Consider the following 15,517-nt stretch of genomic DNA (forward strand, 5'->3'; position numbering starts at 1 on the left):
CCGTGGACGAGGTGCCGGGGACCGCCGACACGATGGCGAGTGCCGCGAACGAGGCGACAGGGTCCTTCGACGAGGTTACGGGCGCCGGGGACAAGGCGACGGGCGGCGTCGACGAGGTGACGGGCACTGCGGGACGGGCCACCGCGGGGGCCGGTGACGGCACACGCGCGGTGCGGGCCGGGCTGCCCGAGCCGGTCAAGTACGAGCCCACCCTGCCCGGCCCGGTGTTCGCCGCCCACTTCCACCTGCCGGGTGACCCGACCGGCCCCTACACCTACGGCCGGGACGAGAATCCGACCTGGACGCTGCTGGAGCGCGCTGTCGGCGAGCTGGAGGCACCCGGCCGGGGCGATGCCGAGACGCTCGTCTTCGCGTCGGGCATGGCCGCGATCTCGGCGGTGCTCTTCTCCCAGCTGCGCACCGGCGACGTGTGCGTCCTGCCCGACGACGGCTACCAGGCGCTGCCGCTGGTCCGCGCCCAGCTGGAGGCGTACGGCATCGAGGTGCGCACCGCGCCGACGGGCGGCGACGCCCAGCTCGACGTCCTCGACGGCGCGAGGCTGTTGTGGATCGAGACGCCGTCGAACCCCGGGCTCGACGTGTGCGACATCAGGCGGCTCGCCGAGGCGGCACACGCGCGTGGTTCCCTGGTGGCCGTCGACAACACCCTCGCGACGCCGCTCGGTCAGCGTCCGCTGGAGCTCGGTGCCGACTTCGCGGTGGCCAGCGGCACCAAGCAACTCACCGGCCACGGTGACGTCCTCCTGGGCTATGTCGTCGGCCGGGACGCCGAGGCCATGGCCGCCGTGCGCCGCTGGCGCAAGATCGTCGGGGCCATTCCAGGGCCCATGGAGGCCTGGCTGGCGCACCGTTCGATCGCGACGCTCCAGATGCGGGTCGACCGGCAGAGCGCGACGGCCCTGGCCATCGCCGAGGCGCTGCACGAACGGCCCGAGGTGGCCGGGCTGCGCTACCCGGGTCTCCCTGACGATCCCTCGCACGAGATCGCCGCGCGGCAGATGCGGCGCTTCGGCTGCGTGGTGTCGTTCACCCTCCCCACGCGCGCGCGTGCCGACCGCTTTCTCGACGCGCTGCGGCTCGTGGACGACGCGACGAGCTTCGGCGGGGTGCGGTCCACAGCCGAACGGCGGGGGCGCTGGGGTGGGGACGCGGTGCCTGAGGGCTTCATCCGCCTGTCGGTCGGTGCCGAGGACCCGGAGGACCTGGTGGCGGACGTGCTGCGTGCGCTGGACGCGTCGGCTGCCTGACCCTCCCCACGGACGGTCCGAGCCTCCCCCCTCGTGGCTCGGACCGTCCCCCGGTTCCGCGCGCAAGAACCGCGCGACCAAGGCTAGTTGACTCTCTGTCAGTGTCCAATCACGGTAGCGACAGAGACCTATCGACTTATTTATAGTTGAGCACGGCCGTGGGCGGGTAGCGGAGGCCGACGAGGGGAGTGTGCGGTGGATCTGGCCTTGCTGCGGACCTTCGTGACCGTGCACCGGGCCGGCTCCTTCACCCGCGCCGCCGCTCTGCTCGGTCTCTCCCAGCCCGCCGTCACCTCGCAGATACGCACGCTGGAGCGGCAGCTGGGCCGCCCCCTGTTCCTCCGGCAGGCCCGCGGCGTGACCCCGACGAGCATCGGCGACGAACTCGCACACAAGGCCGCGCCCCATCTCGACGCCTTGGTGGAGATCACCGAGACCGGCCTCGACGACGACTCCTCCTTACGGACGCTGCACCTCGCAGGTCCTCCGGAGTTCACCGCCGAACGAGCCCTGCCCGCCCTCACAGAGCTGACCGGTGAGGACGGTCAGGGCTTCGCCTTGCGCGCTTCCTTCGGGACGGCCGAGGAAACACTGGAAGGGCTTTCCGCCGGGCATCACGATCTGGCCATCAGCACGGCCCAGCCGCGGGGCCCCCTGCTCACGGCGACTGCGCTCTGCGACGAGGAGCACGTCCTGGTCGCCGCCCCGCGCTGGGCCGAGGAGATCGGGACCGGCCAACCGGACCGCAGGCCGGAACCGGCCCTGGAGAAGGTGCCCGTGGTGGAGGTGCACGAGTCGCTGCCCTTCGTCTCCCGCTACTGGGCCTCCGTCTTCGACTCGCACCCGGCCGCCCCGGGCACCGTGATCGTCCCCGACCTGCGTGCGGTCCTGGCCTGCGCGGCCGCCGGCGCCGGCCTGGCGGTGCTGCCCCGCTATCTGTGTGCGCCGGCGCTGGAGCGGGGCGATGTCGTCGCCCTGCATGAGCCGACGGTGCCGCCACTGCGGACGTACTTTCTGGTGGTCCGTACCGGGACGCTGGCGATGCCCCACATCGCCCGGGCCCACGAGTGGTTGCAGCGGGCTTCGGCCGACTGGTGCTGAGCCCCTTCCGGCCGGCCTTTGGGAGCTGCGTGACGTGGGTTTCGAGTGCGCCCTGGCGTGGGCACCCGGGGCGCCTTGACGCAGGTATCGGGGCGCTCGGGACCGTGCCTCACTCTGGGGGCTCGGCCGGTGACGTTTCGCGATGTTTCACGTGGAACCAGCCGGGCCACATTTCACTCATGACCGTCCGACCCGTGGTCAAGCGCACCGCCCGCGCCGTTCTGCTGGACGGTGCTGACCTGATCTTGATCAAGCGCACCAAGCCGGGTGTGGATCCCTACTGGCTCACTCCCGGTGGCGGGGTCGAGCCCAGCGACTCGACCGTCGTCGACGCCCTGCACCGCGAGGTGTACGAGGAACTCGGCGCCAAGATCAGTGATGTGGTGCCCTGCTTCGTGGACACCATGGAGCACATCGGGGAGGACGGCGGCGCTACCGGTGTGAAGGTGCAGCACTTCTTCGTATGCCGCCTGGAGTCCATGGACCCCTCCCTGCGCCATGGCCCGGAGGTGGACGAGCCGGTCGGCGAGTACGAGATCGTGCGCGTGCCCTTCACCCGTGTCGGTATCGCCTCGGTCCATCTCGTGCCGCTGTCGCTGCGCCACTACCTCGACGGCAACATCGAGGGAGTGCTCGCCATGCACGCGCCCGACCTGGGCTGAGACACCTGGTCAGCTTCCGGCCGCGACCAGTTCCTCGACGGAGTCGTGCCGTATGCGGTCCGACGGGATGCCGATGTCCCTCAGGGCGTTCATACCGCTGCGGATCATCCCGGGCGGCCCCGAGAGGTAGGCGTCGAACTCGTTCCACGGCCCGTAGGCGCGTATCGCGTCCGGCAGCTGCTGGTTCGCCTGCTGGTCGATGATCGCCCGGACCGAGAGCCAGGGGTGGCTCTGCTGGAGGCGGAGCATGGTGTCGATGTCGTACAGGTCGTGGTCCGTGCGGGCGCCGTAGAAGACCTCGACCGGCCGACGGTCCCCGTGCTCGGCGACATCCTCGACCAGGGCCTTGATGGGCGCTATGCCCGTGCCGCCACCCAGGCAGAGCAGACCGCTGTCGGTGGTGTGGTCCACGGTCATGGAACCGGCGGGCGGGCCGAGCCGGATGATGTCGCCGGGGCGTGCGCGGTGCACCAGGGCATTGGAGACCCAGCCCGCCGGAACGGCCTTCACATGGAACGACAGAAGACCGTCGGAGCGGGGCGCCGAGGCGAAGGAGTAGTGCCGCCATATCCGGGGCCACCAGGGCGTCTCCACGCTCGTGTACTGCCCGGCGAGGAAGGGGTACGGCTGGTCGGGCCGGACGGTGACGACCGCGACGTCCGGGGTTCTCAGGTCATGCGTGACGATCTCCGCGTACCACCAGGCCGGGGCGCGCAGTTCGTCCGCGGCCGCCGCGTCGATCATGACCTGGGAGATCGTGGTGTAGGCCCTGACCCAGGCCGCCTCCATCTCCGCGTTCCAGACCCCGGCGGCGTATTTGCTGAGCGCACCGATGAGGCACTCGCCGACGGCCGGGTAGTGCTCGGCCCGTGTTCCGTACTTCCGGTGCCCCCGGCCGAGATTCTGCAAGTAGTCGACGAGGACTTCCTTGTTGTCGATGTGCTCGGCGGCCGTGAGCAGCGCTCTGAGCAGCCGGTCCCGCTGGGTGTCCATCGCGGCCGGGAACAGTGACCGCAGGTCGGGGTGGCGGACGAAGAGCAGGGCGTAGAAGTACGACGTGACCTTGTCGGCGACCGGGGCTACCTCGGCCATGGCGCGGCGGATGAGCAGGGCGTCCGGGGAGCCCTCTTCGACCGGGGCGGTGGCTGCCTCTTCCGGGGACGGCATCGGAGCGTGCCGCTGGGCGGGGACATGCTGCTCGGCAGCGGCGGGTGGGGGCGCAGCCAGCGTGGAGGCGAAGGGCGCGGGGGTCAGCGCGGTCGGTGCGGGACCCGGCGATGAGGCGCCGGCGAGGCTGGAGGCTCCAGGGGAAGACGCGTGCTGCGCGGCGTGGGAGGCGGGCGCGTGAGGGGCGGGCGTCGATATCGGATCCGGGGCCTCACCCCCTTGCTCCGGCCCACCAGCGCTCACACTGCCGGACGAGGAGTCGGGCGGCGCGGATGTGCCGTCTGCCGACGCTGCCGGGACGGGTCCGGGCCTGCCCACCGGGCGTATCGCGGCCGGGCGGCGCCCTTCTGCCGTCCTGTCGGACGTCCTGGCGTCGCTGTCCGGCGCCGTCGCCGGGTCCTTGCGGGGTGTGAACCAGCCGCCCCCGCCGCCAGAAGTGCCGTTGTCGGCCGACGTGGTGGTCGGAGCGTCCATGGTGTGCCTCGCCTCGAGCATCTTTCGGTCGGTCTGCGCACTTCCCCAGTCGGAAGGTGCCTGCTTTCCCCCGTGGACGGTCTGCGTTCCCATCCTTGTCGCGGCCAATGCGGCCACATTCAACCCGTATTCCGGCCCCGTACGGACAAGTAAGGCGAGAGTGTGACATTGGCCGCAGTAACTCTCATCGAGCTTCTCACCCGCCTGGACGCTTCCGTCGCATAACCGGAAACGCGGGTCTTCGATCTCTCCGTCCCGTTAGGCTGCATTGCCCTGCACTCGGCCCTCACGGGGGCGTCCCGTCCCGGATGCGAACCGGAGTCGACCCTACCGGCCACCGCCGTGCACACAAGTCCCCCCTTCCCTCACCACGAATGCGGCCACCCCGCGAATCATCCAGTCGGTCAACTACGGTGCGATGGCGCTCCGTTCCCAGCACCGATCGGACACGCGGTGTTCTTACGTGTTTCACGTGAAACATCCAGCACCGGCCCACGCCGTGTACGGGTGGCGACAACTGGCCAAAAGCTCGTATGTCTCCACCGAAAGAGGTGGACGCCAGGGGCCCGCGTCGGACAGCCTGACCTGCGTGCCGACTCCTTCCCTTGCCTCCCTGCCCATCCGTCGTCTGACGCTCCGCGATCAAGCCGCGTGCGCCGACTTGTCCGAGGACCGGGGGTGGCCACGGGAGGAGCACAAGTGGGGCTTCCTCCTCACGGCCGGGAAGGGTTACGGCATCGACGACCCCGACGGCGGCCTGGTCAGCGCCTGCGTCGTCACCGAGTACGGACCGCAGAACCCCGCTCTCGCCGCGATCGGCATGGTCCTGGTCGCCGGACGGCATGCTCGGCAGGGTGTGGGACGCCGGCTGATGCACCACGTCATCTCGGCGATGGGCGCCACCCCCCTCACCCTGCATGCCACGCCGTACGGCCGCCCTCTCTATGAGGAACTCGGCTTCAAGGTCACCGGGCGGGCCGAGATGGTCCGCGGACACTTCACTCCCGGCGGGCCGGAGCCGAGAGTCGCCACGCGAGCCGCGACCGCCGAGGACCTCACCGCGATCCTCCGGCTCGACGAGCAGGTGTTCGGGACCGACCGCACTCACATCGTCACCCGCCTTCCCGCCTTCGCCGACCAGTTGCGCGTGGCCGAGGAGGGCGGGCGGATCATCGGGTACGCGGGTGCCTGGCCCAACATGGACACGCACGTGGTGGGGCCGCTCATCGCACGCGACACGTCGGTGGCGCAGGCGCTCATCGCCTCTCTTGCCGTTCGCACCGACCGTCCGTTGCGCACGGACATCGATGTGCGGCATGAAGAGCTCCTCGCGTGGGTGAAGGAGCGCGGCCTGGAATCCATCGCCTTCAACTCGGTGATGTCGTACGGGATCACCGAGTTGCCCGGAGACTGGAGCCGGCGGTTCGCGCCGGTCACAGTCGCGGCGGGCTGAAGAGCCTCGATACGACGATGTGGGCTCCCCGGAAGTCGGCGAGCCCGCATCGTTGTACTGAAGGGGCCCGGTCAGGCAAGGGCCTCCAGAGCGGCCGTGGCGAAACCGTGGTCCTGCTCCGGTGCGCCGCCGCCGACGCCGATCGCGCCGATCAGACGGCCGTCGCGGTGCACCGGAACGCCGCCGGCGATGAACAGCAGCGGCCGGTCGAGCGCGGTCGGCAGCGTGTGGAAGAGCCCCCCGGGCTGCACCGCGTCGACCAGGTCGGCGGTGGGCGCGTTCAGCTGGAGAGCCGTGAAGGCCTTGCGGGTGCTGGTCTCCCCGGAGATCAGCACGGCGCGGTCGTCCCGCCGGAAGGCGAGCAAGTGGCCGCCCGCATCCAGGACGGTGACGCTGATGGTGACGCCTGCGGCCTGGGCGGCACGCTGGGCCGCGGCGACGAGCGCGTCGGCGTCCTGGGTGGTGAGCGGGGCGACAGCGGTGGTGGTGTTCATGAGGGAGTTCTCCTGGACGGCGTGCTGGTGGTGCTGGGTCATGTGGTCGGTCGGAGTGGTCCGGCTGCTCAGTGGTGGATGGCGGTCCGTTGCTCGGCCGGTGCGCCGCCCGTGATGACGGTGCTGCGCTCACCGGCACGGCGATCCAGGGCGGCCGAGAGAAGGGCCAGGACCAGGGCTCCGGTTGCCAGAGCGGCACCGACCCAGTTGGGGGCGGTGTAGCCGAGGCCTGCTGCGATCACGAGGCCGCCGAGCCAGGCGGACAACGCGTTGCCGAGGTTGAAGGCGCCGATGTTCACGGCGGAAGCCAGGGTCGGGGCGCCGTGCGCCTGGTCCAGGACCCGCTTCTGGAGCGGCGGCACGGTGGCGAAGCCCAGGGCACCGATCAGCGCGATGGTGATGGCCGACAGCAGCTTGTCGTGGGCGGTGAGGGTGAACAGCGCCAGGACGACGGCCAGGGCCCCCAGGGAGACGTACAGCATGGGCATCAGGGCGCGGTCGGCGAACTTGCCGCCGACGAGGTTGCCGCCGACCATGCCGAGGCCGAAGAGGACCAGCAGCCAGGTGACGGAGCCGTCGGCGAAGCCTGCGACGTGGGTCATCATCGGCACGATGTAGGTGATGGCCGCGAAGACACCGCCGAAGCCGAGGACGGTCATGGCCATCGCGAGCAGCACCTGCACGTTCTTGAAGGCGGCCAGCTCGTGGCGCAGGCGCACGCCCTCCGCCTTGGGCATGTCGGGGACGAGCCGGGCGATGCCGGCCAGACCGACGACCCCGAGAGCGGCGACGATGCCGAAGGTCACCCGCCAGCCGACGGACTGACCGACGAGCGTGCCCAGCGGGACGCCGACCACGTTGGCGACGGTCAGACCGGTGAACATCATCGCGATGGCTCCGGCCTTCTTGTCCGGGGCGACGAGGTCGGCCGCGACGACCGACCCGATGCCGAAGAAGGCGCCGTGGGCCAGCGAGGCGATGATCCGGCCGATCAGCATGACGGAGAAGGCCGGGGCGAGTGCCGAGAGCAGGTTGCCGACGATGAACAGGCCCATGAGCAGCATCAGCATTCGCTTGCGGGAGATCTTGGTGCCGAGCACGGTCATCAACGGGGCGCCGAACATGACGCCGAGCGCGTAGCCGGTCACCAGGTACCCGGCGGTGGGGATGGAGACCCCGTAGTCGCCCGCGACCTCGGGCAGCAAGCCCATGATCACGAATTCCGTCGTTCCGATCCCGAAGGCCCCGATCGCGAGGGCCAGAAGCGCGAGAGGCATGGAGGGGTTACCTTCCCAGATGATTGCAGGAGCGCTTTGCGTGCGTTCACAATAGTTGCATACGCGGGCTATATGCAACCGCCGTCTATTGCGGACCTGCTCTATCCTGGGTGGCAGCCGCTCCGGGACGGAGGAAACGCCAATGACAGCGACGGACCCCGCGCTCACCGCTCTCGCCCAGAGCTGGTGCGCCCTCTCCCTGCTCCACGGGAGGATCGAGGCCCACATCGAGCGCGCCCTGCAGGCCGGGCACAACCTCAGCGCGCGCGAGTACTCCCTGCTGGACGTGCTCAGCCGACAGCACGACGGGGACGGCGGACATCTGCAGATGAAGCAGGTCGCCGACGCGGTCGTCCTCAGCCAGAGCGCCACCACACGCCTGGTCACCCGGCTGGAAGACCGCGGGCTCCTGGAGCGTTACCTGTGCCCCACGGACCGCCGGGGCATCTACACGAACGTCACCGAAGCGGGCCTCGAACTGCTGGAAGCGGCGCGGCCGACCAATGACGCCGCCCTGCGCGCAGCCCTCGACGAGGCGGCGAAGAACCCCGAACTGGCCCCGCTGGTCCGGGTCGTGGAGACCCTCAAGGCCCCGGTACCCGCCTAGCACACCCGCGCAGGACATACCGCGTGCGGCGTCTCCGCACCGGCCGGCTCTGCGTAGGGTGCGTCCATGGGAGATCTTGAGATACGTGCCGCCATCGCCGACGACGTCCCGGCGATCGTCGCCATGCTCGCGGACGACCCGCTGGGCGCACAGCGCGAGTCGCCGGACGACCTCGCCCCTTACCTGGCCGCGCTGGAGCGGCTCAGCGCCGACCCGAACCAGCGTGTGGTCGTGGCGGTACGGCAGGGCCGGGTCGTCGGCACGCTCCAGCTCACGATCATTCCCGGGCTCTCCCGCCGCGGTGCCACCAGGTCGATCATCGAAGGGGTGCGCATCCACGCGGACGAGCGCGGCAGCGGCCTGGGAACACAGCTCATCGAGTGGGCGATCCAAGCGTCCCGGGACCAGGGATGCCAGTTGGCCCAGCTGACCTCCGACAGGACCCGCACCGACGCCCACCGCTTCTACGAGCGGCTCGGGTTCACGGCCTCCCATACAGGCTTCAAGCTCCAGCTGTGACCGACATGACGGGGCGCTGTGTTTCACGTGAAACACAGCGCCCCGTCATGTCACCGCCTAGCCGATACCGCGCCATCCCCCGGGATCAATCCCGCCCGGCACAGGAACCCCCTCGTCGTACGGCTGACGCGTAAACACGAACGAGCCGAGGTCCAGGTGACTCACGGACCCGTCCGGCAGCCGTACGGCCTTCAGGACCTCACCGGCGTAGTAGCCCTCCAGCCCCGTCCAAGTGCCGTCGCCGTTCGAGCGGAACCGTGAGCGGCGCCCGGCACCGGACAGCGGCCCCAGTGAGACCAGTCCGTCGGCCGTCAGTCGCAGAGCGAAGGCGTGCGTCCCCCAGTACCACTGCCCCGTCAGCTCCAGCAGCGACGGGTCGAGATCAGCCAGCGGCTTCCACGGTGCCGGGATGCGCGGCTCTGCCTCGGCGACGATGCGAACCAGGTCGGCGGCGACCGGGAACAGCAGCGGCCCGGAAGTGGAGTTGGCCATGGCGACCGCCGCCACGTCGTCGTCGACGCTGATCATGAGGCACGCGAGAAACCCGGGCAGCGAGCCGGTGTGACCGACGAGGGACCGGCCGTTCCGTCGCCGGATCTCCATGCCCAGACAGTAGGCGTAACCGCTCGCCACGTCCGCCGCCTCGTGGGGCGCGGCCGGTGTCCTCATCTCCCGCAGGGACGCGGCGCTCAGCACCCGCTCGTCGCCCTGGACCAGGAAGACCGCGAACCGCGCCAAATCACCGGTCGTCGACCAGAGCTGACCGGCCGGCGCCATGCGCCCCAGATCCTCGATGGGCTCGGGAAGCATTGCATCGGCCCAGGGGTGTACGGCCCAGCCGCCCGCATGAGGCGCCTGAGGCAACACACTCGTGCGATGCAGCCCCAGAGGTTCGAGCACTTCACGCCGAAGGACCTCCTCCCAAGGGGCCCCGCAGAGCTTCTCGATGAGTGCGCCGAGCAGTGCGTATCCCGGGTTCGAGTAGTGGAACCGGCGGCCGGGCGGAGCCAGCAGGGGCCGCTCACCCAGAACGTCGGCGAGTTCGGGCCGCAGGGATCCAGGGCTCCGCTCCCACCACGGCCCGGGCGTCTCGGCCGCCAGCCCGCCTGTGTGCGCCAGGAGTTCGGCGACGGTCGCCTCCCCCACGCCAGTGCCCGGCAGATGCTTCTCGAGCGGATCCCCAAGATCCAGGGCACCCGCGTCGCGAAGCCGCAGCACGAGGACGGCCGTGAAGGTCTTGGTGATCGAGCCGATCCGGTACTGCACGTTCTCGTCCGGCGCGTGCCCTTCCACTGAAGTCCGGGCACCCGTCCACACCGTTGTCCCGTCCCGCACGACGGCCGCGACGAGCGACGGGGCTCGCCCTTCGGCCTGCGCGACGGCGATCCGGTGCAACAGAGCGCGACGGGTTCCGGGAAGCAGTTCTCCCTGAGATGTCGTCATGAGCCCAGTCCACCCGGCCGGGCATCCCCTCGTCGAGCACATTCAGGGCCGGGGCCTGTGAGATGGGTGTAGGGTCTCGCGACCGGTGGCCCAGGGCATCGCGCTGACCAGGCGCCTTCGGGCCTGTGCGGAGGGACGAGGCCGTGCTGACCTACGTGTACTGCATCACCAAGTACGACCACGCTGACCGCGACGAGCAGGGCCGCTACTCCGGTCCTGAGGGCACGGTCAGCGACCACGGCGAGGTCGAGACGGCCTATCTCCAGGCGGTCGCCGCATTCGCCGCGGACACCGGCATCGATCACCTGGCCGTACGTGAGCCGCAGGTTCCCTCCCTCGCGCACTTCGGGGTCGAGCCTGCGGTGGCCGGTTCCGGGCTGGAAGACCTCTTCCCGTCCGGCCTGGCCGGTTTCCACGACGGGGCACAGGTGCCCCTCGACAGCGCGCTGGAGCTGGTCCGGGTCATGCTGCGCGACAACGGCGCTTGGTGCCGACTGGAGGCGGAGGGCAGGTTCGCGGTCCACGTGGGGTGGGACCAGTATCTCTACATCAGCAGCAGCCGGCCGTGCGAGGAAGCGCTGGCCGTCACCCGCGAGCTCGGGCTGTTCCCAGAACGCCTGGACGCCTCCCCCTATGCCTTCGAAGCCGAGGAGGCAGAGCAGCAGTACATCCAGCGGTCGGCAGATGATGACTTCTGGGCCGACCTGCACCGGGCAGTCGTCGCCGGCCAGGCAGGAATCCTGGAAGAGACGTACCTCGAAGGTGCCTCACGGTGGCACCATCTCACCGGCGACACCCTCGGCCCGGTCCGCGCCGGGCTGGCCCCCCGGGCCCGGATCGCGGTCTGGCCACCCTTGTCCTCCGACATCGCCGCCGTCCTCGGAACCCTTCCCGCTGACGGCCTCGTCGAAGGGGTGTGGCAGGACGACGAGGGCCTCATCTGCAGCGCCATAGCCGACGAGGACGCGTTCCCGGAGCTGACGGCCCGGATGTCCCGTGCCCGTGCTGCCACAATCCTGTCCGTATATGCAGGTGAACGTGTGCCCCTGTGCACCGCAGTCATGACCGACGACGACGGAGTCCTGCGGGCCCGCTGGCGGACCGAGCCGACGCCGAATGACCGCGATGGGCACTCCGCCAGTCAGAAAGGAGGCGGATCAGGTCTGCGCCATGTCCACGAACCGTGAGTAGTGACCCTGGAAAGCGACCGTGATCGTCGCCGTCGGGCCGTTACGGTGCTTGCCCACGATGATGTCCGCCTCGCCCGCGCGCGGCGACTCCTTCTCGTACGCGTCCTCGCGGTGCAGGAGAATCACCATGTCGGCGTCTTGCTCGATGGAACCCGACTCACGCAGGTCGGACACCATCGGTTTCTTGTCCGTACGCTGCTCGGGACCACGGTTGAGCTGGGAGAGCGCGATCACGGGAACCTCCAGCTCCTTCGCCAGGAGCTTGAGGTTCCGGGACATGTCCGAGACCTCCTGCTGCCGGCTCTCGGAACGCTTGGAACCACCGGCCTGCATCAGCTGCAGATAGTCGATGATCACGAGCTTGATGTCGTTGCGCTGCTTCAGCCGACGGCACTTCGCGCGAATCTCCATCATCGACAGGTTCGGGGAGTCGTCGATGTAGAGCGGTGCGGACGACACCTCGGGCATCCGGCGCGCCAGGCGCGTCCAGTCGTCGTCCGTCATGGTGCCGGACCGCATGTGGTGCAGGGCCACGCGCGCCTCTGCGGACAGCAGACGCATCGCGATCTCGTTGCGCCCCATCTCCAGGGAGAAGATGACGCTAGGCAGGTTGTGCTTGATCGACGCGGCCCGGGCGAAGTCCAGGGCGAGCGTCGACTTACCCATGGCGGGACGGGCCGCGATGACGATCATCTGCCCCGGGTGCAGACCGTTGGTGAGGGAGTCGAGGTCGGTGAACCCGGTGGGTACGCCCGTCATTTCGCCGCTGCGCGAGCCGATCGCCTCGATCTCGTCGAGCGCGCCCTCCATGATGTCGCCGAGCGGCAGATAGTCCTCGCTGGTGCGCTGCTCGGTGACCGCGTAGACCTCTGCCTGGGCGCGGTTGACGATCTCGTCGACGTCGTCGTCGGCCGCGTATCCCATCTGTGTGATGCGGGTACCGGCCTCGACCAGCCGGCGCAGGACGGCCCGCTCGTGGACGATCTCCGCGTAGTACGCCGCGTTGGCCGCCGTGGGGACCGTCTGGACGAGGGTGTGCAGATATGAGGCCCCGCCGACCTTGTTGATCTCGCCGCGTTTGGTGAGCTCGGCCGCGATCGTGATGGGGTCCGCCGGCTCGCCCTTGGCGTAGACGTCGAGGACCGCCTGGTAGATCGTCTCGTGAGCCGGTTTGTAGAAGTCGTGGCCCTTCAGGATCTCGACGACGTCGGCGATGGCGTCCTTGGACAGGAGCATGCCGCCGAGGACGGACTGCTCGGCGTCGATGTCCTGTGGCGGTACCCGCTCGAAGGACGGGGCCGATCCGCCGTCCCATGCCCCGTTGTCCCGGCCGCGCTCGTGCTGTTCGTCGCGGCCGCGGGCTCCGTCACCACGGCGGCGGGAGGCGGGCAGACGATCACTGGGACCGCTGTCGGCCCACGGATCGTCCAAGGGCTCGGAAATGCTCACCGAGCCACCTCCTCCCGTCCGCCGAAGCAGACCTAGCCGTGCCCCTCTGTTCTACGGCACGGCACTGACAAATAAGAGGCCCAACTCCGGTTGGCACGCGCCGGTTTTGTGGCGTTTTGAAAACCGGCGGACGGAGCGGGCGCCGGACCACCGTAGGCCTGTCGGCACCGTCAGCCAATCTGGTTATCCACAGGCCATGTGGACGACGGCCCAGATGCTGTGGAGAACTCCGCGAAACCTGTGCACGACCCGGTGGACAGGCCTGTGAACAAGCAGCGACCCCCGCGAGAGGGACCATCCTGACCTGCACCTTTGTCGTCCACTGGCTGTGCAGAAGAAAAACTTTCCCAACCGGCCCAAGATCGCCTCGAACAGTGCGCAGCAGTGCGCACCCCAGGACGGAAAGTAAGGGTCACAAAAGCTTTGCATCTCTTACCTGTGGACGATTAGATTGGTGCGCATGACACAGGCCCCCGCGCGCCGCCGAACCGGCCGGAGACAGCACGACCGAGAGATCGTCGCGCTGGCCGTGCCGGCCTTCGGCGCCCTCGTCGCCGAGCCCCTCTTCCTCATGGCCGACACCGCCATCGTGGGCCACCTGGGCACCGCCCAGCTCGCCGGTCTCGGCATCGCGTCGGCCCTGCTCATGACCGCCGTAAGCGTCTTCGTCTTCCTCGCCTACGCCACGACGGCCGCGGTTGCGCGTCGCGTCGGAGCGGGAGACCTCCAGGCCGCAATCCGGCAAGGCATGGACGGTATCTGGCTGGCACTGCTCCTCGGCGCTGCCGTCGTCGCCGTCGCACTGCCGACCGCACCCCAACTCGTGGACGTCTTCGGCGCCTCGGACGCGGCAGCCCCCTACGCGATCACCTATCTGCGCATCTCCGTGCTCGGCATCCCGGCCATGCTCGTGGTCCTCGCCGCCACAGGTGTTCTGCGCGGCCTGCAGGACACCAGGACCCCGCTCTACGTCGCCATCGCCGGCTTCGTCGCCAACGGCGCACTCAACGCTGGGCTCGTCTACGGCGCCGATCTGGGGATCGCCGGTTCCGCGTGGGGCACCGTCATCGCCCAGTGCGGCATGGCCGCGGTCTATCTCGTGGTGGTTCTGCGAGGAGCACGCAAGCATGGCGCTTCGCTGCTCCCGGATGCCGCCGGTATCAGGGCCTCCGCTCAAGCCGGTGTGCCCCTGCTGGTGCGCACCCTCTCGCTGCGGGCGATCTTGATGATCGCTACGGCGGTCGCCGCTCGTCTCGGGGATGCCGACATCGCCGCCCACCAGATCATCCTCTCCCTGTGGAGCCTGCTGGCCTTCGCCCTCGACGCCATCGCCATCGCGGGGCAGGCCATCATCGGTCGCTACCTCGGAGCCGGGGACACCCAGGGCGCCCGGGACGCCTGCCGTCGCATGGTCGAGTGGGGTATCGCTGTCGGGATCGTTTTCGGCATTCTGGTGGTCATCGCCCGACCGGCGTTCTTGCCCCTGTTCACCAGCGACCCTGCAGTCAAGGATGTGGCGCTGCCCGCTCTGATCATCGTCGCGCTCTCCCAGCCCATCTCCGGCATCGTCTTCGTCCTGGACGGAGTCCTGATGGGTGCCGGCGACGGCCCTTACCTGGCCTGGGCGATGCTGATCACCCTGGCGGTCTTCACTCCGGTCGCTCTGCTGGTCCCGGTACTGGGCGGCGGGCTCACCGCCCTCTGGGCCACGATGACGCTGATGATGACTGTGCGAATGCTGACCTTGTGGCTTCGCACTCGCTCGGGCCGTTGGATCGTGACGGGCGCGACCCGCTGACCGTTTCACGTGAAACGCTGCCTGTTTCACGTGAAACACGGCGTGCTCCACAGAACGCGGTGTTTCACGTGAAACACGCGCACGCCGCTCGGAGAGCAAGAGACACGAATGGGGCCGCACCCCGCAGGGTGCGGCCCCATCGCTTACTGCTTCAGCACGCGCGGCACTCAGGCCGCGACGACCTCGATGTTCACCTTCGCGGCAACCTCGGGGTGCAGACGCACGGACGTCTCGTGAGCGCCCAGCGTCTTGATCGGCGAGCCGAGCTCGATGCGGCGCTTGTCGACCTCGGGACCACCGGAGGCCTTGATCGCGGAAGCGATGTCGGCCGGGGTGACGGAACCGAAGAGACGACCGGCGTCGCCGGAGCGAACGGCCAGACGGACCTTGACACCCTCGAGCTGGGCCTTCACAGAGTTGGCCTGCTCGATGGTCTGGATCTCGTGGATCTTGCGAGCCCGACGAATCTGCTCGACGTCCTTCTCGCCACCCTTCGTCCAGCGGATAGCGAACTTCCGCGGGATCAGGTAGTTGCGAGCGTAACCGTCCTTGACGTCGACGACGTCGCCCGCGGCACCGAGGCCGGAGACCTCGTGGGTGAGGATGATCTTCATG

General features: G+C 69.3%; 14 protein-coding genes. 8 read left to right on the forward strand and 6 right to left on the reverse strand.

The annotated features are described in order from the left end of the window. The first annotated feature begins 32 nt into the window (after nt 1-32). The 3 genes from A4E84_RS19865 (at nt 33) to A4E84_RS19875 (ending at nt 3,031) form a co-directional block, all read left to right on the forward strand. The gene (locus A4E84_RS19865; RefSeq protein WP_418082262.1) at nt 33-1,268 is read left to right on the forward strand and encodes a cystathionine gamma-lyase; all 1,236 of its coding nucleotides are present in this window, start codon (nt 33-35) and stop codon (nt 1,266-1,268) included. Nucleotides 1,269-1,463: 195 nt separating this feature from the next. Further along, complete coding sequence (locus A4E84_RS19870; protein WP_062927871.1) at nt 1,464-2,369, forward strand: LysR family transcriptional regulator; 906 nt, start codon at nt 1,464-1,466, stop codon at nt 2,367-2,369. Between the two features lie 179 nt (nt 2,370-2,548). Then, complete coding sequence (locus A4E84_RS19875) at nt 2,549-3,031, forward strand: NUDIX domain-containing protein (protein WP_062927872.1); 483 nt, start codon at nt 2,549-2,551, stop codon at nt 3,029-3,031. A 9-nt stretch (nt 3,032-3,040) separates the two neighbouring features. Here the strand turns inward: A4E84_RS19875 and A4E84_RS19880 are convergent, their stop codons facing one another. Continuing rightward, nucleotides 3,041-4,693 (reverse strand): globin domain-containing protein, encoded by a 1,653-nt coding sequence (locus A4E84_RS19880; protein WP_079129028.1) that lies wholly within the window; start codon nt 4,691-4,693, stop codon nt 3,041-3,043. 568 nt (nt 4,694-5,261) lie between these two features. Here A4E84_RS19880 and A4E84_RS19885 point away from each other — a divergent pair. Beyond that, nucleotides 5,262-6,125 carry a GNAT family N-acetyltransferase gene (locus A4E84_RS19885; protein ID WP_062927874.1) on the forward strand — a complete coding sequence of 288 codons (864 nt, stop codon included), beginning with the start codon at nt 5,262-5,264 and terminating at the stop codon, nt 6,123-6,125. A 71-nt stretch (nt 6,126-6,196) separates the two neighbouring features. Here the strand turns inward: A4E84_RS19885 and A4E84_RS19890 are convergent, their stop codons facing one another. Both A4E84_RS19890 and A4E84_RS19895 read right to left on the reverse strand, forming a co-directional pair. Continuing rightward, a complete protein-coding gene (locus tag A4E84_RS19890; protein WP_062931529.1) occupies nt 6,197-6,619 on the reverse strand; it encodes a GlcG/HbpS family heme-binding protein in 423 nt (140 codons plus the stop codon). A 68-nt stretch (nt 6,620-6,687) separates the two neighbouring features. Continuing rightward, nucleotides 6,688-7,896, reverse strand: coding sequence for an MFS transporter (locus tag A4E84_RS19895; RefSeq protein ID WP_062927875.1), 1,209 nt, complete (start codon nt 7,894-7,896; stop codon nt 6,688-6,690). Nucleotides 7,897-8,038: 142 nt separating this feature from the next. On the opposite strand from A4E84_RS19895, the gene A4E84_RS19900 reads away from it, so the two are divergent. Next, nucleotides 8,039-8,503, forward strand: coding sequence for a MarR family winged helix-turn-helix transcriptional regulator (locus A4E84_RS19900; protein WP_062927876.1), 465 nt, complete (start codon nt 8,039-8,041; stop codon nt 8,501-8,503). A gap of 66 nt (nt 8,504-8,569) precedes the next feature. Next, the gene (locus A4E84_RS19905; RefSeq protein ID WP_062927877.1) at nt 8,570-9,022 is read left to right on the forward strand and encodes a GNAT family N-acetyltransferase; all 453 of its coding nucleotides are present in this window, start codon (nt 8,570-8,572) and stop codon (nt 9,020-9,022) included. A 57-nt stretch (nt 9,023-9,079) separates the two neighbouring features. Here A4E84_RS19905 and A4E84_RS19910 read toward each other — a convergent pair whose 3' ends face one another. Then, on the reverse strand, nt 9,080-10,465 hold the full coding sequence (locus A4E84_RS19910) for a serine hydrolase domain-containing protein (protein ID WP_062927878.1): 1,386 nt from the start codon (nt 10,463-10,465) through the stop codon (nt 9,080-9,082). Between the two features lie 143 nt (nt 10,466-10,608). Here A4E84_RS19910 and A4E84_RS19915 point away from each other — a divergent pair, with 143 nt between their 5' ends. Continuing rightward, complete coding sequence (locus A4E84_RS19915; protein WP_174569442.1) at nt 10,609-11,652, forward strand: RNA-binding protein; 1,044 nt, start codon at nt 10,609-10,611, stop codon at nt 11,650-11,652. Here the strand turns inward: A4E84_RS19915 and dnaB are convergent. Further along, nucleotides 11,623-13,104: a replicative DNA helicase gene (gene dnaB, locus A4E84_RS19920; protein ID WP_033309879.1), complete on the reverse strand. Its 1,482-nt coding sequence runs from the start codon at nt 13,102-13,104 to the stop codon at nt 11,623-11,625. The two genes, A4E84_RS19915 and dnaB, sit on opposite strands and share 30 nt — an antisense overlap. A 460-nt stretch (nt 13,105-13,564) precedes the next feature. Between dnaB and A4E84_RS19925 the strand changes: the two genes are divergently transcribed. Further along, nucleotides 13,565-14,902, forward strand: coding sequence for an MATE family efflux transporter (locus A4E84_RS19925; protein WP_062927879.1), 1,338 nt, complete (start codon nt 13,565-13,567; stop codon nt 14,900-14,902). 167 nt (nt 14,903-15,069) lie between these two features. Here A4E84_RS19925 and rplI read toward each other — a convergent pair whose 3' ends face one another. Then, on the reverse strand, nt 15,070-15,516 hold the full coding sequence (rplI, locus tag A4E84_RS19930) for a 50S ribosomal protein L9 (RefSeq protein ID WP_062927880.1): 447 nt from the start codon (nt 15,514-15,516) through the stop codon (nt 15,070-15,072). Nucleotide 15,517: the final 1 nt, after the last annotated feature.

The organism is Streptomyces qaidamensis, from assembly GCF_001611795.1.
GTDB lineage: Bacteria > Actinomycetota > Actinomycetes > Streptomycetales > Streptomycetaceae > Streptomyces > Streptomyces qaidamensis.